This window comes from Roseovarius sp. 217 (assembly GCF_000152845.1).
Taxonomy (GTDB): Bacteria; Pseudomonadota; Alphaproteobacteria; order Rhodobacterales; family Rhodobacteraceae; genus Roseovarius.
In genome coordinates this window covers 4,066,056-4,084,781 of the sequence record NZ_CH902584.1, presented here as the reverse complement: position 1 = coordinate 4,084,781, position 18,726 = coordinate 4,066,056, and the positions used below count along the sequence as shown (strand labels likewise).

At 62.2% G+C, this 18,726-nt stretch carries 21 protein-coding genes and 2 tRNA genes; 12 read left to right on the top strand and 11 right to left on the bottom strand.

Annotated features, from left to right (window positions below; translation table 11 throughout):
• Nucleotides 1-12: 12 nt before the first annotated feature.
• Nucleotides 13-86, bottom strand: a tRNA-Gly gene (locus ROS217_RS19630).
• A gap of 188 nt (nt 87-274) precedes the next feature.
• Between ROS217_RS19630 and ROS217_RS19625 the strand changes: the two genes are divergently transcribed.
• Complete coding sequence (locus ROS217_RS19625) at nt 275-1,042, top strand: class I SAM-dependent methyltransferase (RefSeq protein WP_009819556.1); 768 nt, start codon at nt 275-277, stop codon at nt 1,040-1,042.
• 73 nt (nt 1,043-1,115) lie between these two features.
• Nucleotides 1,116-2,009, top strand: a complete 894-nt coding sequence (locus ROS217_RS19620; protein ID WP_009819555.1) for a hypothetical protein — start codon at nt 1,116-1,118, stop codon at nt 2,007-2,009.
• Here ROS217_RS19620 and rlmB read toward each other — a convergent pair.
• On the bottom strand, nt 1,991-2,767 hold the full coding sequence (gene rlmB, locus ROS217_RS19615) for a 23S rRNA (guanosine(2251)-2'-O)-methyltransferase RlmB (RefSeq protein ID WP_009819554.1): 777 nt from the start codon (nt 2,765-2,767) through the stop codon (nt 1,991-1,993). The two genes, ROS217_RS19620 and rlmB, sit on opposite strands and share 19 nt — an antisense overlap.
• Nucleotides 2,768-2,901: 134 nt before the next feature.
• Between rlmB and ROS217_RS24170 the strand changes: the two genes are divergently transcribed.
• The 4 genes from ROS217_RS24170 to ROS217_RS19600 all read left to right on the top strand — a co-directional run bounded on the left by ROS217_RS24170 (nt 2,902) and on the right by ROS217_RS19600 (nt 6,434).
• Nucleotides 2,902-2,985: transfer RNA gene (locus ROS217_RS24170), tRNA-Tyr, on the top strand.
• Between the two features lie 157 nt (nt 2,986-3,142).
• Nucleotides 3,143-4,600, top strand: coding sequence for a metal-dependent hydrolase family protein (locus ROS217_RS19610; RefSeq protein ID WP_009819553.1), 1,458 nt, complete (start codon nt 3,143-3,145; stop codon nt 4,598-4,600).
• Nucleotides 4,600-5,337: a hypothetical protein gene (locus ROS217_RS19605; protein ID WP_009819552.1), complete on the top strand. Its 738-nt coding sequence runs from the start codon at nt 4,600-4,602 to the stop codon at nt 5,335-5,337. Before ROS217_RS19610 ends, ROS217_RS19605 begins: the two co-directional genes overlap by 1 nt.
• Before the next feature lie 92 nt (nt 5,338-5,429).
• Complete coding sequence (locus tag ROS217_RS19600; RefSeq protein ID WP_009819551.1) at nt 5,430-6,434, top strand: hypothetical protein; 1,005 nt, start codon at nt 5,430-5,432, stop codon at nt 6,432-6,434.
• Nucleotides 6,435-6,483: 49 nt separating this feature from the next.
• Here the strand turns inward: ROS217_RS19600 and bfr are convergent, their stop codons facing one another.
• The 4 genes from bfr to hemP are packed head-to-tail and all read right to left on the bottom strand — an operon-like array spanning nt 6,484 to nt 7,858.
• Nucleotides 6,484-6,969 (bottom strand): bacterioferritin, encoded by a 486-nt coding sequence (gene bfr, locus ROS217_RS19595; protein ID WP_009819550.1) that lies wholly within the window; start codon nt 6,967-6,969, stop codon nt 6,484-6,486.
• A complete protein-coding gene (locus tag ROS217_RS23660; protein WP_083781571.1) occupies nt 6,917-7,210 on the bottom strand; it encodes a (2Fe-2S)-binding protein in 294 nt (97 codons plus the stop codon). The genes bfr and ROS217_RS23660 overlap by 53 nt, the downstream gene beginning before the upstream one ends.
• A 16-nt stretch (nt 7,211-7,226) precedes the next feature.
• Nucleotides 7,227-7,697, bottom strand: coding sequence for a hypothetical protein (locus ROS217_RS19590; protein ID WP_009819549.1), 471 nt, complete (start codon nt 7,695-7,697; stop codon nt 7,227-7,229).
• Nucleotides 7,694-7,858 (bottom strand): hemin uptake protein HemP, encoded by a 165-nt coding sequence (gene hemP, locus ROS217_RS23655; protein WP_009819548.1) that lies wholly within the window; start codon nt 7,856-7,858, stop codon nt 7,694-7,696. The genes ROS217_RS19590 and hemP overlap by 4 nt, the downstream gene beginning before the upstream one ends.
• A gap of 216 nt (nt 7,859-8,074) precedes the next feature.
• On the opposite strand from hemP, the gene ROS217_RS19585 reads away from it, so the two are divergent.
• The 5 genes from ROS217_RS19585 (at nt 8,075) to ptsP (ending at nt 13,379) form a co-directional block, all read left to right on the top strand.
• The gene (locus ROS217_RS19585) at nt 8,075-8,578 is read left to right on the top strand and encodes an NUDIX hydrolase (RefSeq protein WP_157046639.1); all 504 of its coding nucleotides are present in this window, start codon (nt 8,075-8,077) and stop codon (nt 8,576-8,578) included.
• 69 nt (nt 8,579-8,647) lie between these two features.
• A complete protein-coding gene (locus ROS217_RS19580) occupies nt 8,648-9,058 on the top strand; it encodes a DUF1178 family protein (protein WP_040651784.1) in 411 nt (136 codons plus the stop codon).
• Between the two features lie 15 nt (nt 9,059-9,073).
• Nucleotides 9,074-9,721 carry an SDR family oxidoreductase gene (locus ROS217_RS19575; RefSeq protein WP_009819545.1) on the top strand — a complete coding sequence of 216 codons (648 nt, stop codon included), beginning with the start codon at nt 9,074-9,076 and terminating at the stop codon, nt 9,719-9,721.
• Nucleotides 9,722-9,829: 108 nt separating this feature from the next.
• Nucleotides 9,830-11,068 carry an aspartate kinase gene (locus tag ROS217_RS19570; protein ID WP_009819543.1) on the top strand — a complete coding sequence of 413 codons (1,239 nt, stop codon included), beginning with the start codon at nt 9,830-9,832 and terminating at the stop codon, nt 11,066-11,068.
• Nucleotides 11,069-11,135: 67 nt separating this feature from the next.
• The gene (gene ptsP, locus ROS217_RS19565; RefSeq protein ID WP_009819542.1) at nt 11,136-13,379 is read left to right on the top strand and encodes a phosphoenolpyruvate--protein phosphotransferase; all 2,244 of its coding nucleotides are present in this window, start codon (nt 11,136-11,138) and stop codon (nt 13,377-13,379) included.
• Nucleotides 13,380-13,391: 12 nt separating this feature from the next.
• On the opposite strand, the gene ROS217_RS19560 is transcribed toward ptsP, so the two are convergent.
• The 4 genes from ROS217_RS19560 to ROS217_RS19545 all read right to left on the bottom strand — a co-directional run bounded on the left by ROS217_RS19560 (nt 13,392) and on the right by ROS217_RS19545 (nt 16,565).
• On the bottom strand, nt 13,392-14,588 hold the full coding sequence (locus ROS217_RS19560; protein WP_040650790.1) for an HlyD family secretion protein: 1,197 nt from the start codon (nt 14,586-14,588) through the stop codon (nt 13,392-13,394).
• Nucleotides 14,581-15,057: a hypothetical protein gene (locus ROS217_RS19555; RefSeq protein ID WP_254656461.1), complete on the bottom strand. Its 477-nt coding sequence runs from the start codon at nt 15,055-15,057 to the stop codon at nt 14,581-14,583. Before ROS217_RS19555 ends, ROS217_RS19560 begins: the two co-directional genes overlap by 8 nt.
• A 196-nt stretch (nt 15,058-15,253) precedes the next feature.
• On the bottom strand, nt 15,254-16,024 hold the full coding sequence (locus ROS217_RS19550; protein WP_009819539.1) for an EcsC family protein: 771 nt from the start codon (nt 16,022-16,024) through the stop codon (nt 15,254-15,256).
• Nucleotides 16,025-16,079: 55 nt separating this feature from the next.
• Nucleotides 16,080-16,565 carry a GNAT family N-acetyltransferase gene (locus ROS217_RS19545; RefSeq protein ID WP_009819538.1) on the bottom strand — a complete coding sequence of 162 codons (486 nt, stop codon included), beginning with the start codon at nt 16,563-16,565 and terminating at the stop codon, nt 16,080-16,082.
• Between the two features lie 88 nt (nt 16,566-16,653).
• On the opposite strand from ROS217_RS19545, the gene ROS217_RS19540 reads away from it, so the two are divergent.
• The gene (locus ROS217_RS19540) at nt 16,654-17,259 is read left to right on the top strand and encodes a flavin reductase family protein (RefSeq protein WP_198134904.1); all 606 of its coding nucleotides are present in this window, start codon (nt 16,654-16,656) and stop codon (nt 17,257-17,259) included.
• Nucleotides 17,260-17,471: 212 nt separating this feature from the next.
• On the opposite strand, the gene ROS217_RS19535 is transcribed toward ROS217_RS19540, so the two are convergent.
• Nucleotides 17,472-18,726 (bottom strand): ABC transporter permease (locus tag ROS217_RS19535; RefSeq protein WP_009819536.1); only part of this gene is annotated, 1,255 nt, incomplete at its 5' end.

The window sequence follows — 18,726 nt, the reverse complement described above, 5'->3', positions numbered from 1 at the left end:
CTGGGACGAGGATGGAGCGGGCGGCGGGAATCGAACCCGCGTCTCTTGCTTGGAAGGCAAGGGTCTTACCATTACACAACGCCCGCACTCGGGGCGTAAGTAGTTGAGCCGCGCGCGAGGGTCAAGACCATCCGGGCATTGGTCTGCACTGCGCGCAGCCGCCCTCGCCCGCTTGATCCCACGTCGCAAAAGCGCCAGAGTGCGCTCAAGGCCGCATCAAGTCGGTTCCCATCCAGGACTGGCCAGACGGGCCGGATTTTCAGAGAGCAGAGATATGGCCATTCCTGATACCCTCGCCGCCCGACTAATCGAAACAGTCAAGAGCCACGATCTGGGCGGCAAGTTTCTGATGCTGGGGCGGCAGCGATGGATCGGGTCGCGGCGCGGCGCGTCGTCGCGGGTGTTCACTCAGGTGATGGCGGACCATATGCCGGGCGTGAGCGAGGCCGATCTCATCCCTGAGGGCGAGACCTATTCGGAAGGATTCTTTGGGAAACTGGGATTTGAGTCGATCGACTCGATGGATTTCTCGGATTTCGAGAAAGCGAGCATCATTCAGGATTTGAGTGCGGACCTGCCCAAGAAGCTGGAGCGCAAATTCGACGTGATTTATGACGGCGGCACGTGTGAGCATATCTTTGATCTGCCCACCGCCTATCGCAACATCCACAAGATGCTGAAACCCGGCGGCGTGCTGATCGGGCACAGCCCGTGCAACAATTGGGTCAACCATTCCTTTTACCAGATCAACCCCGAGATGGTGTATGGCTTCTGGGAGGCGACGCTGGGCTATGAGGTGCTCCATTGTGCGCTGCAACCGATCAAACCCGCCCATGCGCGCAAGGTGGTGACGACCACCAATCCCAATGTGACCGGCAAGCGCCCGCGTCTGTCGGGATCTCTGGCCGAGGGTGGGATCATCCTCGACTATGCGGTGCGCAAGCCGAAACGCTCGACCAAATCGGCGGATAAGGTCTATCAATCCGATTATGTCAATCGCTGGACCGCGCCGGAGGCGGACGGCGAGGAGGACGCGGCCTGAGGCGTGAAAGCGTTTCGGATAGCGGTGGTCCTGCGCTAGTCTGGTCTTGGCTGACAGACAAAGGACACGCCCGATGACCGATACAAACGACCCGCTCCCTGACTTGCGTGATCTTCCGTTCGACGTCGACCTGCGCCGCCTCAATCTGGGTGTTGGCTATGTGGCGCTTGGCCTGCCGGTGTCGCTTGGGCTGGTGTCGATCCTGACCAACACCTGCTTCAACGCCTCGATCAGCCATTATTATTTCAGCCGCATCGGGGGGGATATCCTCGTGGGTGCGCTCAGTTTTATCGGCCTCTTGCTGATGTTCTTTTACAGCTTTCGCGCGCCGGGGCGCGAGGGCTGCTTGGGCTGGCATTGGTATGACGTGGCGCTGCTCAAGCTCGCTGGGGTGGCTGCGGTTATCGTGGCCTTTGTGCCCACAACCGGCTCTGGCTGTGCCTATACTGGCGAGGTGGCGGCCGTGTTCCTGACCAATGCCAGCGGTTCGGAGGGGTTCCACCCGCCGGGCGGCACGGTCGACGGCACGATCAGCTATGATTTCTGGGCCAGTTTCGCCACCATCGGCCCGGATGTGCCCACGGCCCTTCAAATGATGCATTTCGGGGCGGCGGGGGTGATGTTTCTCGTGTTGGGGTATTTCTCGACTTTTGTCTTTACCCGCGACAATACGACCACCGCGCGGCTTGCTGGCAGCCGCAAGGACCGGCGCAATCGGTGGTATCGCATGCTTGGGCGGATCATCTTTGCCGTGGTGGGCGTGCTGGCGGTCAAGGCGGCGCTGCTCGAGATGATCCTGCCCCTTGGTCTTGCGCAGAGCATCGAAGCCTTTTGGGACAGCCTGCGCCTGACCTTCCTGTTTGAATCTCTCGGGCTCTGTGCCTTTGGCCTCAGTTGGATGATCAAGGGGCGGTTTCTCACTGCCTTTGAGGATGCCGCCGCCCTGCCTCAGGCGCGTGCGGCGTAGAGCGCCACGGCAGCCGCGTTCGACACGTTGAGCGAGCCGAAATCGCTGGCGAACTCAATCCGCACCAGCGCATCGCAGACCTCGCGCGTGCGCTCTCGAAGGCCCGGCCCTTCGGCCCCAAGCACAAGGGCCACGGGCCGGTCGCGCCGCCCCTCCATGGCTGCCTCGATGGTCATCTCCGCCTCACCCGCCAGTCCCAGCACCAGATACCCCATCGCCTGCAACTCGATGATGGCGTCCGCCAGATTGCGCACCCGCAGATAGGGTTGCCGCTCCAGCGCGCCGCTGGCGGTCTTGGCGAGCGCCCCGGTCTCGGGGGCGGCGTGGTGGCGAGGGGCGATGACCGCCCGCGCGCCGAACACCTCTGCGGAGCGCAGGATCGCGCCCACGTTATGCGGGTCCGTCACCCTGTCCAGAAGCACCACACGGGGGGCTGTGCGTCCGTCGCCAAGACAGACCTCGCCTATCGGCCCCCAATCGAGCGGCTTGACCTCGAGAGCGGCCCCCTGATGCACCGAACCGGGATCAAGCGGCGCGTTGAATTTGCGCGGATCAACCTCTTCCGGGGTGATCCCGCTTGCGGCAATCGCCGCCTCCAGCTTGTCCGCGGCATTCTTTGTGACGATCAGGCGCAGCTTTTCACGGGATGGATTCTCCAGCGCGTCGCGCACCGCGTGCAGCCCAAAAAGCCACACGGTCTCAGAGGCCGACGCCCGTTTGGCCTGTTCCTTGTCGATCACCCAACGGGGTTTTTTCATGGCTATAAGGCCCCTCTTTTCCGGCCCGCGACAATGCGACGGGCAGGCATGGCTTGCAAGCGATTTTCCGGTTGACGCAGCATGCAGCCACTAGTAATCAGCCCCCCACGCCAGACGCGCAAGCGCTGGACAGTGGGCGACAGGCCGCAAGGTGTGGCAGGGGACTGTAACTCCCTCGCGGAGACGCACGCCAGGTTCGATTCCTGGGTCGCCCACCACTCTGACCCTCTCAAATTTCGACTGCATTTTCGGTTTTTTTGGCCGCTGGCATGTGCTTTGCGTTGACGCAGGCGGTTCGGTCTCTAGTTTAGATTGCGTGGATGGCGCGATTGGCGCCCTGCATGCTTGATTGACGCAGTTGGGAGAGAGCCTTTCATGTGCCAGATTTGCAGCCATACCGATACCCCGCCCCACGCCGCCCTTGATTGCTGTCTCTGCGGAGCGCCGACGACACAGGCGGCCTTTGCCCGGATTGAGGCGGATCTCAACCGCCGCGAGATGTTGGGCGGGACGGCGGCACTCCTTGGTCTCTACGCGGGCTTTGGTCTTGCGCCACGTAAGGCGCGGGCGCAGACGCCCGGACGCCCGCTGTTGCTGAGCAATCTGCGTTATTTCGATGGTCACGGCCCCGCGTTGACCCAAGGGCGCGACATTCTGATCGAGGGCGCGCGGATCACCGGCCTGCCTGCCGCTGGACAGGGACCAAGCGAGGCGGAGCGCATCGACTGTGGTGGACGGGCGGTCATTCCGGGCCTGATCGACGCGCATTGGCACAGCACGCTGGTCGGTGTGACCCAGCTTCAGGCGATGACAGCGGATATCGGTTTCGTGCACCTGATGGCAGGGCGCGAGGCGGACGCGACGCTTATGCGCGGATTTACCTCGGTGCGCGACACCGGCGGACCGGCCTTTGGCCTGAAACTGGCGATTGACCGAGGCGCGCTTAGCGGTCCGCGCATCCTTGCCTCTGGCGCGATGCTGTCGCAGACCTCGGGACATGGCGATTTTCGCATGATTTCGGAATTGCCCCGCGCCGATGGCGACCTGAGCTATACCGAGAAGGTTGGCGTGGTTGCGATCGCCGACGGGCGCACTGAGATCTTGCGCCGCACCCGCGAGCAACTGATGAAGGGCGCGAGCCAGATCAAGATCATGGCCGGGGGTGGTGTCACCTCGCTCTATGATCCGCTTGAGAGCCTGCAATATACCGAGGATGAAATGCGCGCGGCCGTCGAGGCCGCGTCGGATTGGGGCACCTATGTTTGCGCCCATGTCTATACGCCCAAGGGCATCCAGCGCGCCCTGCGCGCCGGGGTGAAATCCATTGAGCACGGGCAATTGGCGGATCTCGAAACCGTGCGGATGATGCGCGATGCAGGCGCGTGGTGGTCAATCCAGCCGTTCTTGATGGATGAGGATGCCAATCCCCGCACTGATCCCGTGCAACGCGCCAAGCAGGAAGAGGTGTCCGCAGGCACAGAGCTGGCATTTGAGCTGGGCCGCGCCGAAGGGGTCAACATGGCCTTTGGCACCGACGTCCTGATGAACCCCGCAGGGGCCAGCAGTCAGGGGCGGCAACTGGCCAAGCTGAGCCGGTTCATGCCCCCGCTCGAGGCCTTGCGCATGGCGACGGGGGCGGCGGGCGACTTGCTGGCCCTGTCGGGGGACCGTGCGGGCTATGAGGGGCGGTTGGGCGTGATCGATGTGGGGGCCATGGCCGATCTTCTGGTTGTCGAGGGTGAGCCGGAAGCCGGGCTCGACTGGCTGGATACGCCCGAGCAAAGCCTTGCGATGATCGTCAAAGGCGGGTCAATCGTGAAAGACCGGCTCTGATGTGGGCGCGGGTTTTGGCCCTGCTCGCGATCCTGAGCCTTGCTGCGCCGGCGCGTGCGCAGGACTGGAGCGCCCAGATCACGCCCTACGCCTGGGGGACGGGTGTTGGTGGCACGATCACGCCTCTTGCGGGCGGCCCGTCGTTGCGGTTTGACGAGGGGCTGTCGGATGTTCTCGAAGATCTCGACGCGGCGTTGTTTCTCACGGGGTATGCCCGCTATCAGCAGTTCGTGGTGATGGGGGACATTTCGCATTCGGCCAGTTCGCGGAGCGGGATCGTGCCACTGCCAGCCCCTGCCCCCGGCCTGCCCGCGCAGGGCCGGATTGAGCAAACCTCACTGACACTCACCGCAGGCTACCGGGCACTGACGACGCCCGATGCGGCGGTCGATTTCATGGTCGGTTTGCGCCACTGGGAGGTCGAGGGGCGCGCGACGACGCCGGTGCCGGGCCTTGCCGCCGGGATCGACGTGAGCTTTACGGATCCGATCCTGGCCGCGCGCACCAATATCCGCCTCTCGGATCGCTGGTCCTTTATCGGCTATGCCGATGTCGGCGGCTTTGGTGCGGGATCTGACATGACGTCCCAGTTGGTTGGCACCCTCAACTGGCAGGCCAATGACCGGCTCTGGCTCTCGGCAGGCTACCGGCATCTTTATGTGGATTACAGCAAGAATGGCCGAAAATTCGACGCGACCTTCTCGGGCCCGCTTGCCGGTTTGACCCTGCGCTTTTGATCCATGCGGCGTGCCGCCCTGCGATAATCGCTTTATCTGGACGGTGGAAAACCCCATAGTAGCGGCGGCAGTCAGGCAGGATCACGACAAGAATGGCCCCAAAAAAACAGGCGCCCCAGACATATAATATCCTGATCGTTGGTCAGGCTGGTCGGTTGCAATACGAGGCCATTCTCTTTGCCGCGTCGCTGCGGGCCACCTCGCCCGAGTTTCCGGGGCGTCTTTTTGTGGCGGAGCCGCAGCCGGGGCCGCTGTGGCGGGATGACCCGCGCATCAAGGACGAGGACAGTCGAGCGCTCTTGACCGATCTCGGCGCGGAATTCCTGGCTTTTGAGAGCCGTCATTTCGGCGCGGCCTATCCCTATGGAAACAAGATCGAGGCGCTGTTCGCCTTGCCCAAGGGGGAGCCCTTTGTGTTTTTCGACACTGATACGTTGATCTGTGGTGATCTTGCGTCGGTGCCGTTCGATTTCAGTCGCCCCACCGCGTCGCTGCGCCGTGAAGGCACATGGCCGCAGATCGAGCTCTATGGGCCAACCAATACCCAGATTTGGAAATCGCTCTACGACAAGTTTGGCATTGCGTTCGAAACCTCGCTCGATCCTGGCCAGCCCGAGGGCTACTGGCAACGCTATCTTTATTTCAACGCCGGCTTCTTTTTCTACCAATGCCCGCATGTCTTTGGTCAACGGTTTCTCGATTACGCGCTCGGCATCCGCGATGACGCGCCGCGCGAGTTGATCTGCCAATCGCTCGATCCCTGGCTCGATCAGGTGGCGCTGCCCCTAGTGATCCATTCGCTTGGGGGTGGGCGCGACACGCTGCCGCCCGGCCTTTTGGATGGTGCGGTCAGTTGTCATTACCGGCTCTTGCCGCTGCTCTATGCGCGCGAGGCCGATCATGTGGTCAACGTCCTGCAAGATGTGACCGCCCCCAACAAGATCAAGCGCGTGCTCAAGGCTTACGATCCCGCCAAGCGGATGATCTATCAGGGGAGGGGATTGAAGGTGCGGGCGCTCTTTGACCAAGACGACCTGCCACGCCGCGAGCAGGTGATCCGCAACACGATCAAGCGGAACGGATTTTGGATGCGGTGAGGGGCAAGCACCCGACGTGGTCAGGCACCCCCCTCAGTCCACGCGCGCGTTAATCTGCCGAATCGGCCGGGGTGGCGTTGAGCAGGCCATACCGCTCGGCGCCCAATTTATCGAAGAGGTCGATCTGCGTTTCGAGGTAATCAATATGCCCCTCCTCATCCGCGATCAATTCTTCAAAGAGGTTCTTTGACACGTAATCCGCCACGCTTTCGCAACGGCCGCGCGCCTCGATATAGAGCGTGCGCGCGTCGTGTTCGGCGGCCAGGTCTGCCTCGAGCGTCTCGCGCAAATTCTCTCCGATCCTGAGCGAGTCCAGCTTTTGCAGGTTTGGATGCCCGCCCAGAAAGATGATCCGCGCAATCAGCTTGTCGGCGTGTTGCATCTCTTCGATGCTTTCCTCGCGGGATTTGGCGGCAATGCGGCCATATCCCCAATCCTCCTGCAAGCGGTAGTGCAGCCAGTATTGGCTGACCGCTGTCAACTCACTCCTGAGTGCCTGATTGAGATAGTCGATGACCTTGGCGTCGCCTTTCATATGCGTCTCCCTGTGTGGTCGCGCGGCGAAGTCCGCGCAGGTGCATAGGTATGCTCAGGCTATCCGCTTGACGCATGGTGTCAATAAAGAGTGGCAGACATCCGCCACAATCGGCTCGCTTGCCCAAGGTGCGGTATACTTTGCCGGGGGTGATCAGCGTGTCCGGATCGGCCGCGCGCATCCAGTCGATGGCCCGGTGAATATCGGTATCGGTGATGGACATACAGTGACAGATCATCATGGCCAGTTCCCCTGTCTTAATGCCGGGTGGCGCTTGTTGGTTCCGGAATCCGCGCGGATTTCGCACAGAGGTCTGCCCTGTGCAAACACAATCCAAAGCGCGCCGCCGCCTCGGTCAGCGGCAGAATGCCGCGCGCAGTGACAAGCACGCTTGCCATCATCAGGGCATCTTCGCGGTCGCCCAGCGCCGCCTCTTCGACAAACCGGGCAAAGGCGGCCTCGTCCATACCGACACAGCCGCACTGCGGCGTGTGACAGCGCAACGGGCGGCGCAGAGTTGCCCCCAGCGCCTCGGTCAGATCATGCAGCGCCTCAAACGCCGCGAGCGCCATCGGTTCTGCCATCCGTTCGCACAGCAGGGCATGCGCGCGCAGTGCGCCGCCCGCGTTCCACGCCCGCAGCGAGGCCACCACCAGCCTGTTCAGGTGATGCATCTCAGAGATTTGGGCCACCGGCATCTCGCCGGTCAGGTCGCGCGCATGTTTCATTTGGTGAGAATCAGCTTGCCTGCGCGGGTGATGCGCAGCGTGTAAATCTGCCCGTCGAGCACGATCAAGGCCGTGTTGGCCCCATTCGTCAGCGCGCGGGCGTCGTGGCAGGTGGCCTCGGCCACCAGATCGGGGTCTGATTTGGTTTGCGCGCGGATCATGCCAGAGCCCCCGCCGAGAAAAAATTTACATGTGCCATGCCTTGCAGTCCTCTGTTGCAGGTTACGCCGGGCTCGCACCACGACGGGCTGGCTTGGCTCGTAATTTCTGACTTAATTAATAAGGTATGTCAATTCCGATTCTTTTGATCAGAAATGACAGGTGAAAATCTGCTGGTCCGAGGCCCGAGCCCCGCGCTATACGGATCACAGGGATGTATGGCGACATGGGGAGCGGTCAGGCCGGTGACGCTTTTGAAACTCAAGCAGATGCCGCTCCTCTTGTCGGCAGTCCCCAAATCGGAGATTCGCACGCAGTTCGCGGCGCTCTGTTTTCGCATGGTCGGGAACAAGCCCGAAATCCTGCTGATCACCAGCCGTGGCTCTGGTCGCTGGATCTTGCCCAAGGGCTGGCCTGCATCGGGCCGCACCCCGGCCGCCATGGCCCTGCGCGAAGCATGGGAAGAAGCGGGCGTGCAAGGGCGCGCCTACGACACCTGCCTCGGCCTCTATTCCTATGCCAAGACCATCGGACCTGATCGCGGCCTGCCCTGTGTGGCCCTTGTCTATCCGGTTCGTGTGAAATCGCAGACCGCGCATTTTCCCGAAGCCGGACAGCGCCGCGTGAAGTGGTTTCGCCCGAAAAAGGCCGCGGCGCGGGTGAGGGAACCCGAACTGGCAGAGATCATTCGAAGTTTCAATCCGCAACGGCTTGGGCTGTAAGATCAAAAGCATAGCTTGAATTTTCCGCGCAGCGGCGTAACTATCGACGGCACTGCAATGGATCAGATTATGATTAAGTTCACCCTCAAATGCGCCGCAGATCATCAGTTCGACAGTTGGTTTCAATCCGCTGCCGCTTTTGAGAAACTGCAGGGCGCTGGCATGGTCAATTGTGCAATCTGCGGCATGTCCGACGTGCAGAAGGCGTTGATGGCGCCCAGCCTGCACAACACACCTGAGGCAGCGCCGAATGCTCCCGGCCCTGCCGAACAGGCGCTTGCCCTGCTCAAGCATCGAATCGAGACACAATCGGAATATGTCGGGCTCAACTTTGCCCGCGAGGCGCGTGACATGCACGACGGGCTGACGCCGGAGCGGAGCATCTACGGCGAAGCCAAGCCCGAAGAGACGCGCAAGCTGATCGAGGACGGGGTGCCCGTGGCCCCGCTGCCGTTTGTTCCGCGCCGCAAATCCAACTGATCTGAAAGGTCTGACATGCATATCCTCATCACAGGGGCCAATCGCGGTATCGGCCGCGCGCTCGCCGATCAGTACCGCAGCCAAGGGCACAGCGTCACCGCCACCGCGCGCAGGCCCGCTGAACGGGAAATCGCCCTCGACGTGACGGACCCTGCCTCTTGTGCGGCCCTTGGCGAGTGCCTCGCCGGTCAGCCGATTGACCTATTGATCTGCAATGCAGGCGTTTATGCCGACAAAGGTCAATCGTTGGAGACTGGCTATCCGGTCGGGATGTGGGCCGAGACCTTTGCCACAAATGTCACCGGCGTGTTTTTGACCGTTCAGGCGCTATTGCCGAATCTGCGCGCGGGCCAATCGGCAAAGATCGCGATCATCTCTAGCCAGATGGCAAGCCACACCCGCGCGCCCGGCGGCAGTTACATTTACCGCGCCTCGAAAGCGGCGGCTCTGAATCTCGGGCGCAATCTGGCCAGTGAGTTGCGCGGGGACGGGATTTCGGTGGGCATCTATCACCCCGGCTGGGTGCGCACCGACATGGGCGGTGACACTGCGGAGATTTCCGTGGACGAGGCCGCAACGGGCCTGGCGGAGCGTTTTGCCGCGCTGGATATCGCCTCGACGGGCTGCTTTCAGACATGGGACGGGCGCGACCATCCCTATTGAACGTAGAGGGCGACGGCGGCGCCCGAACCCCCTACGACACCTCCCCCCTTGCGCCGCGCCTTGCCCGCGCGTACACCCCGCGCGATAAATCGGCTCAGGACTGCATCCATGCCCGTTCTCGTGATGAAATTCGGCGGCACTTCGGTCGCCAATATCGACCGCATCCGCCGCGCCGCCAAGCGCGTGGGCCTTGAGGTGGCCAAGGGCTATGACGTCATCGTCATCGTCTCGGCCATGTCCGGCAAGACCAATGAAATGGTGGGGTGGGTCGGAGAGATTTCGCCGCTGTATGACGCGCGCGAATATGATGCCGTGGTCAGTTCGGGTGAGAATGTCACCGCCGGTCTGATGGCTCTGACGCTTCAGGAAATGGAAATTCCGGCGCGCAGCTGGCAAGGCTGGCAAGTGCCGCTCAAGACCAATTCCGCCCATAGCGCCGCCCGGATCGAAGAAATCCCGACCGACAACATCAATGGCCGCTTCGCCCAAGGCATGCGCGTGGCCGTGGTGGCCGGGTTTCAAGGGATCTCTCCTGAGGGTCGGATCACAACATTGGGGCGTGGCGGCTCTGACACCACCGCCGTGGCCTTTGCCGCCGCCTTTGACGCGGAGCGCTGCGATATCTACACAGATGTGGACGGGGTCTATACCACCGATCCGCGCATCACCTCAAAGGCGCGCAAGCTGGACAAGATCGCGTTTGAGGAAATGCTGGAACTGGCATCGCTCGGGGCCAAGGTGCTGCAAACCCGTTCCGTAGAACTGGCGATGCGCTATAATGTGAAACTGCGGGTGCTCAGCAGTTTCGAGGAACCATCGGACGCGGCCGGCACGCTTGTATGCGCCGAGGAGGAAATCATGGAATCAAAGGTTGTCAGCGGTATTGCCTATTCTCGCGACGAGGCGAAAATGACCCTCATTTCGGTGGCTGACCGCCCCGGCATCGCCGCCGCCATCTTTGGCCCGCTGTCAGAGGCGGGCGTCAATGTCGACATGATCATTCAGAACATTGCAGAGGAGGGGCGCACCGACATGACCTTTTCCTGCCCGGTCGATCAGGTGATCCGCGCCGAAAAGGCGCTGCGCGATGCCAAAGAGCGCGGCGAGATCAATTATCACGACCTGATCGCTGATACGAATGTGGCCAAGGTCTCGGCTGTGGGCATTGGCATGCGCAGCCAATCGGGCGTTGCCGCCAAGATGTTCAAGACGCTGAGCGATGAAGGTGTGAACATCAAAGTCATTGCAACCTCCGAGATCAAGATTTCCGTGCTGATCGACCGAAAATACATGGAACTCGCGGTTCAGGCGCTGCATGATGCCTTCGAGTTAGACAAAGCGGCCTGACCCGGCCCCCACATCACCGGTCCCGGGTCTGGCCAATCCCTGAATCCGCCCCGGGGGACCGCCGCGCATGAGCGACCATTTCAAGACCGACAGCCGCCAGATGTTGGGCCGCTTGCGCGCCATCATGGCCGAGGATGCAGGCGGCCAGACCCGTCTTGACCAGATTACACGCCTGATCGCCGAGGAAATGCGGATCGAGGTCTGTTCGATCTACCTGTTTCGCGACGAGGACACGCTGGAACTTTGTGCCACAGAGGGTCTTAAACCCGAGGCCGTGCACCAGACCCGGATGCGCATGGGTGAAGGTCTGGTGGGCCGTGTGGCGCGCACCGGCGAGGTGATCAACACTGACAATGCCCCCGCGGAGCGCGGCTTTCGCTATATGCCGGAAACCGGGGAAGAGGCTTATTCATCCTTTCTCGGCGTCCCGATCCAGCGGCTTGGTGAAAAACTGGGCGTTCTCGTCGTGCAATCGAAACAGGCGCGACTGTTCTCGGATGAGGAAATCTATGCGGTCGAGGTGGTCGCCATGGTGTTGGCCGAAATGGCCGAGCTTGGCGCCTTCGTGGGTGAAGGGGCGGCCATGTCGGCCCGCCATCAGCAGGCCGTGCTCTTTCGTGGCACCAGCGCGCAAGAGGGCACCGCGCAGGGCCGTGTCTGGCTGCACGAACCGCGCGTGGTTGTCACCAACCCAATTGCCGATGATCCGGTGCGCGAGTTGGCGCGCCTCAACGAGGCGGTCGAGACGTTGCGCGTGGGCGTTGATCGTATGCTGACGTCTGCCAAGGGCGGCGACAAGGACCAGATGGAGGTGCTCGAGGCCTATCGCATGTTCGCCAATTCCAAGGGCTGGATGCGCCGGATGGAGGCCAATATCGACAGCGGCCTCTCGGCTGAGGCCGCCGTGGAAAAGGAACAATCCGCCGCCCGCGCCCGCATGACACAGGTCACGGATGCCTACCTGCGCGAGCGGCTGCATGATCTGGATGACCTGTCGAACCGCCTGTTGCGTATCCTCACCGGTCAGGGCCACGAGACTGGCGCGGATATGCCGCCCGATCCGATCCTCATCGCCCGCAGCATCGGCCCGGCGGAATTGCTGGACTATGGTCGCAGCCTCAAGGGGATCGTTCTGGAAGAGGGATCGGTCGGGTCGCATGCCGCCATTGTCGCGCGAGCCCTGGCGATTCCGCTGGTGATCCATGCCAATCGCATCACCACCGAGGCGTTGAACGGCGATCTGATCCTTGTCGATGGCGATCAGGGCATTGTGCATCTGCGCCCAGACGATACCGTGGTGTCGGCCTTTCGCGACAAGATGGCGATGCAGGCCGAGGCGCAGCAACGCTATGCCTCGATCCGGGACAAGCCCGCCGAGACGCTCTGTGGCCAGCATATCAAACTCAAGATGAATGCGGGGCTTATGGCGGATCTGCCGAGCCTTGCCGGATCCGGGGCCGAGGGGGTGGGTCTGTTTCGCACCGAGTTGCAGTTTCTCATCCGCAACCACATGCCCAAACGGGCCGAATTGTCAGAGCTCTATGCGCGGGTGATGGATGCCGCAGGCCAACAGCGCGTGGTGTTCCGCACGCTTGATATCGGCTCGGACAAGGTGCTGCCCTATATGAAGCCCAATGACGAGCCCAACCCGGCGATGGGCTGGCGCGCGATCCGGGTTGGGCTGGACAAGCCGGGGGTGATGCGGATGCAGCTTCAGGCGCTCATCCGTGCGGCCAAGGGCCGCCCGCTGACCATCATGTTCCCTTTTGTCGCACAGCGCGACGAATTCACCGCCGCCCGCGCCGAGATGGAAAAGGCGCTGGAGCGCGAGCGCATTCTGGGCCATCCGATTCCCGAACTGATCGAGGTGGGGGCGATGCTGGAGACCCCATCGCTCGCCTTTGCGCCGGATGCGTTTTATTCCGAGGTGGACTTTTTGTCGGTCGGGGGGAACGATCTCAAGCAGTTCTTCTTTGCCGCCGACCGCGAGAACGAGCGCGTGCGCCGCCGCTACGACACGCTCAACATCAGCTTTCTGAATTTCCTCGAAGGCATAGTCTATCGCTGCGCCACCCTTGGCACGCCGCTCAGTTTCTGTGGCGAGGATGCGGGCCGCCCCGTTGAGGCTGCGTGTCTTGCCGCGATCGGATTTCGCACGCTCTCGATGCGCCCCGCCTCTATCGGCCCGGTCAAAAGCCTGTTGCGGCGGATCGACCTTGGGGGATTGCGTGATGTGATTCATATCGAGCGCGCGCGCGGCGCCCAAAGCGTGCGCCCGGCTGTGATGGATTATCTACGCGAGCAGATGTAGGGCGAAGGGGACTTAGTGCCCACCACCCCCGGCAAGACCCACCCCCGACACCAGCGATCCCCAGACCTTGATGCGCAACCCGACCGCCTTGATCACGCCCGTCGCCGCGATCACATGCCCCCAAAATCCCGGAAGATTGCTGGTATAGGTCTGAATCAAGCACCCGCTGCCATCCAGCATGATCTTTTCGTGCTCGGGATACTCAAGCTCGAGATAAACCAGAATCGAGCCGCGTCGCAGCATATCGGCAGGGTCCAACAAGCGCCCACCCGGCACGATCTGCCCCGTGGAAATCGCAGGCTGGACTGCAACCACCCGCGCAGGCAGGACCGCGTTGCGGAACGACAGGCTGACGTTGCTGTCACAGGCAATTTCAGCGGGCATTCCGTCATAAATGGTCCCGCGAGCGACCTGAGAAAACCCCGCGATCGTCCGCACCGGCCATCCCTCGGGCCGATCCGGAATGATCACCATGGCCGGGCTGAGGATCAGGGTCGAGGCCGGACTGCCCACGCTCATCGCAAGCTGTGTTACCACCCCGCCTGAGAAAGAGCGTACCTCGGTCTGATCGACCGCGACCTTTGCACTCTCCAGCACAGCCTCAGCCGCCCGACGTTGCGCCGGCAGGCTTTCGGAAATATCCGTTTGGGCGAGGCCCACTTGTGCCTCTGCGGACTCCAATGCCGCCTGCGCCATTGCGACCGAGGCCTCAAGCTCGCGAACCGCATCTCGTGTCCCGACATTTCTGGACACCAAAGTCTGCGCATTCTCCAGATCGACCCTCAGCTTTTCCAGCGACGCCGTCGCCTCGACCACACTGAACTGCGCCACCTTCAGGGTCTCACCAGCCTTGGTTTCTGCCGCGCTGATCTTGGCAAACTCGGCCTCTGCCTGTGCCAGAGCCGCCTTTTGGGACCGGCTGTCAACACGGAACAGGAGATCACCGGGTTCGACCCGTTGACCATTGCGAACTGGAAGGTCGGTGACCGGCCCGCTGGCCTGCGCAACCACGGAAATGGTGCGAAAGGGGACGATGCCCGAATAGGATTTGGGGTGGAAATAGAAGATGACGAGGAACAGCAGGAACGCCAGCACAGCCCAGATCAGAACTGCCGTGCGCATGTTCCAGACGGTCAGAGCCTCCCCTCGGCGCTTTAACTGGAAATAGCGGATGATGACCGGAAACGAGGTCAGTAGCAGCTCAAACACGGTCTGCCTCGCTTGTCTGGATTTCGACATCCGGTCGCGGATCACTCTCAGCCGCCGTCGCCCCTCTCAGATTGAAGCGCGCCCAATCCGCCATCAAGGCAATCAGGATCGCACTGATCGGGAGCAGGATGTTGAAATGTCCAAGAGGAAATATTTCGTACAGCAAGGCAACCGTCAGCATTGTCGGAATGGTTTTGGCCAAAGGCGTTCCGTGTGACTGATGCTCTGCCCAACGGTCAAATGCCGCATAGAGCGTCACGAGCGCGTAAAGCGCCCCGATGATCAAAGCCAAAGACAGCCACGCAAGAACATCCCCATCACCGGGAGATGCGAACCATGACGGCAGAGCGTGTCCATGATCTGATTCTGCTGCCATATCGAACACCTTGCTTAAATTCATTGTCCCGACGGTATGATCTCGGCACAGAATATCAAGAAAATTCGCAGCCCTTGGCAGTGCAGTGGTCATTTTTCCCGGTCGCGGTCCCGGTTCGGGTGCTGTTTGCTCCTATCTCGCCAAGAGGCGCACGCCGCGCGAGGGTCGTGGTCTTCGGCACTGGAACCCACGGGTGTCCGGGCCGTTCTGGGTAAATTTCATAACGCCTATAAAATTGATTTTGATAAACTTATGCCCACGACATCCATCAATCTGGACCCGGTATCTTTTACCCTTTTCGCAGCCGCGTCTTGGCGGCTTTGGCGCGAAATTCGGCAACCACATCTTGTCTCTCGCGCCCGGCATCAATCGCCAGCCGCCGTAGCCCGAAATGCACCTGCGCCATATCCTGATAGTAGCGGGTATAGGCATAGTTGGTGGCCGCCCCCGCCGCAGCGCCCAGGATCGGAACCGTTTGCGCCGCCAGTTTTTGCCCAAGCACAGCCGCCAGACGCGGGGCCACCCGCGCGATCAGCGCCGTGAGCGCAGGGCCAGTGACCGTCATCCGCGTCCCGATAAAGCCCGCATTGGCCCCATCATCGCGTTCAAGCGGACCAGCCGCACCGAACACCTCGATGGAATCGAACCGAATACTGGGCTCAGATGGATCAAACCCGTGCTCTACTGCCACATCCTGAATCGCCCGCAGCAGCACCGTCACCGTCATCGGCAACTCTGCCAAGGCCGATGGCAGACCGCCCATGCCACCCACAGCCCCCATCGAAGCGGTCAGCGCGCGTGTCCGCCATCCGGGCTGTTCGCCGACGACGCTGCGCGAGCGATGCGCTATCTCGGCAGCACGGCGGAGCGCCTCTTCGGTGGTCTCGTTGAGCCGCATCCGCAGCGCCGGTGGCAGGCGGTCCAGCAGCCCCTCGGCCTGTCCCCCCACGAGGTTGAGCAGGTCAATGACCCCATTGCCCGCCCGAGCATTGCGCTGCACCAACGCGTTCATGCGCGTTTCGATCTCGGTCTCACCGATTGGTCGGCCCAATAGCTCCATCTGCGTGCTCCGCAAGGGTTTTACCCGGTTGAACTGGCCACGGCGGCGCTAGAATTCAAGCATCGCGGGCCACTTTGCCCGCCACAGTGTCCCATGCGCCCGGGCGCAGTTCCAGCCCCAGAACGCGCTCTGGGTTGGTGGGGGGCGGCATTTCCACCGAGGCCAGCTTGGCAAATCCAAAGCGGCTGTAATAGGGCGCATCGCCCACCAGAATGACCCGCTCCCAGCCCAGCGCCTCTGCCCGCTCCAAGCTGTCGCGGATCAGAAGCGCGCCCAACCCCTCGCCCTGATGGGTGGGATGCACGGCCACTGGCCCCAGCAGGAGCGCGCGCGCCGCCCCGATCCGCACAGGCCAGTAGCGGATCGCCCCGGCCAAAATCCCCTCACCATCGCGCACCACAAGGCACAAATCGGCGACGGCTGGCACGTTGTCGCGCAGGCGATAGGACGACAGCGCCTCGCGCCCCGGTGCAAAGCACAGGTCATAGAGGGCCTCAACCTCCCAATAATCAACGGCTTTCTCCGTCTCGAGGGTGAACATGCCGGGCTCTGTCCTTGCGAAAATCAACTGGTCATGCGCGTAGCACGACGCTACGACAGGCACAAACCCGATGACCAAGGAGAGGTGGATGTTTTACAGACCCGAGGATGGCCACGGCCTGCCGCACAACCCGTTCAACGCCATTGTGACGCCGCGCCCGATTGGCTGGATCTCGAGCCGGGGTGCCGATGGGCAGGATAACCTCGCCCCCTATTCCTTTTTCAATGCCGTGGCTTATGTGCCGCCGCAGGTGATGTTCGCCTCGACTGCGGCCAAGGCGGATCGCGGCGATACCAAGGACAGTGTGGCCAATATCCGTGAGACCGGCGTGTTTTGCGTGAATATCGTAAGCGAGGCCTTGCGCGACGCGATGAATCGCACCTCTGGGGCATGGGAGCGTGACGTGGATGAATTTGTCGATGCCGGGCTGGAGAAAGCCGAGTGCAGCACGATTTCCTGCGCGCGGGTGGCGGCCTCTCCGGCGAGTCTGGAATGCAAGTTGACCGAGATCGTGCAATTGCCGGGTGAGGCGAATTTCGTGGTGTTCGGCGAAGTGACAGGCATTCACATGCGCGATGATTGCATGGTGGATGGCCGCTTTGACATCACCCGCTACACGCCTCTGACTCGGCTTGGGTATCAGGATTATTCGGTGATCCGCGAGATATTCAGCCTGCGGCGTCCGGGGGAGTAACGCGGTGTGGTGTGGTAAGCTGCGCGGACCGCTGGGCCGTGGACTAGCGACGCGACAACCGTGGCTGCCACTTAATCCCAGCAAAGCCTGTATGAGCCCTCAGAGCGGCGCTACCTCTCGAAATCGCTAGGCCGCCAGACGGCCCAGCGATCCGCGCGGCGCCCTGCGGGCTTGACTCCGCGCGGGGGCGTTTGGGGCGACTGCCCCTCCCATCACCCCGCCGAAATCGCCGTGCCCAGTTTCGCCGCACGCCGTCCCATGCTTTCACGTCCCAGCGTGCGACAGAGGATCAGCACCGGGATCAGGCCAAAGCCCACCAGCACCAGCGAGGGCACCGCCGCCTCTGAGAGCCGCTCATCGGCGGCGAGGCGATGCGCCTGCACCGCCAGCGTCTGAACGTCAAAGGGATGCAGGATCAGCGTGGCCGGGAGTTCCTTCATCACATCGACGAAAACGATCAAGAGCGCGGTCACCACCGAGGTGCGCGCCACCGGCAAATGCACACGGGTCAGCAGCTTGGGTCCGGGCTGTCCCAAGGAGCGGCCGATCGCATCCAGATGCCCCGGCACCGTCGCCATGCCACTGTCATAGGCATTGAGCGCGGCCGCCATGAACCGCACGATATAGGCGAGGATCATCAACCAGATTGATCCCGTGATCAAAAGCCCGGTGCGGATGCCGAATGTCTCTTGCATGACGGCGTCGATGGCATTGTCCAGCCCCGCCATTGGCACCATCAGCCCGACCGCAATCACCCCGCCCGGCACCGCATAGCCAAGCCCGGCCCCCAACACCAGCCAGCGAGAACTGCGCCCCGGACGGGTGCGCGCGCGAAATCCCACAAGGATGGCCCCCGCGACGGTCAACACGGCCGCCACACTCGCCAGGAGGATCGAGTTGGACATGAACCCAAGATACCGCGCTGAGAGAATATTCTGCCCCGAGCCGATCGCCATCACCCCCAGCATGATCACCGGCAGCACAAACCCCAGGAGCACCGGCAGGAAACAGAGCAAGAATGCCCCCCAGCCCGCCGCTCCCTTTAGAACAGGCCGTTCCATCGTCTCGAACCGCGCGCCGCGTCCGGCGGTGCGCGACCGCCCCCGGCTGCTACGCTCCAGCCCCGCCAGCAACAGCGCAAAGGCCAGCAGGCAGAGCGCCAGTTGCGCGGCTGCGGCCCGGTCGCCTAGGCTGAACCACGCCTGATAGATGCCTGTGGCAAAGGTCTGAACGTTGAAGAATGCCACGGTGCCGAAATCCGCGATCGTCTCCATTATGGCAAGGAGCGCACCGCCCGCAATCGCCGGACGCGCCATCGGAAGAGCCACGCGCCAGAACGCCTGCATCGGCGAGCGTCCCAGCGTGCGCGCCACCAGAAAGGCATTGCCCGATTGCTGCCGGAACGAGGCGCGCGCCAGCAGGTAGACGTAGGGGTAAAGTACGATGGTCAGCATCAATGCCGCACCG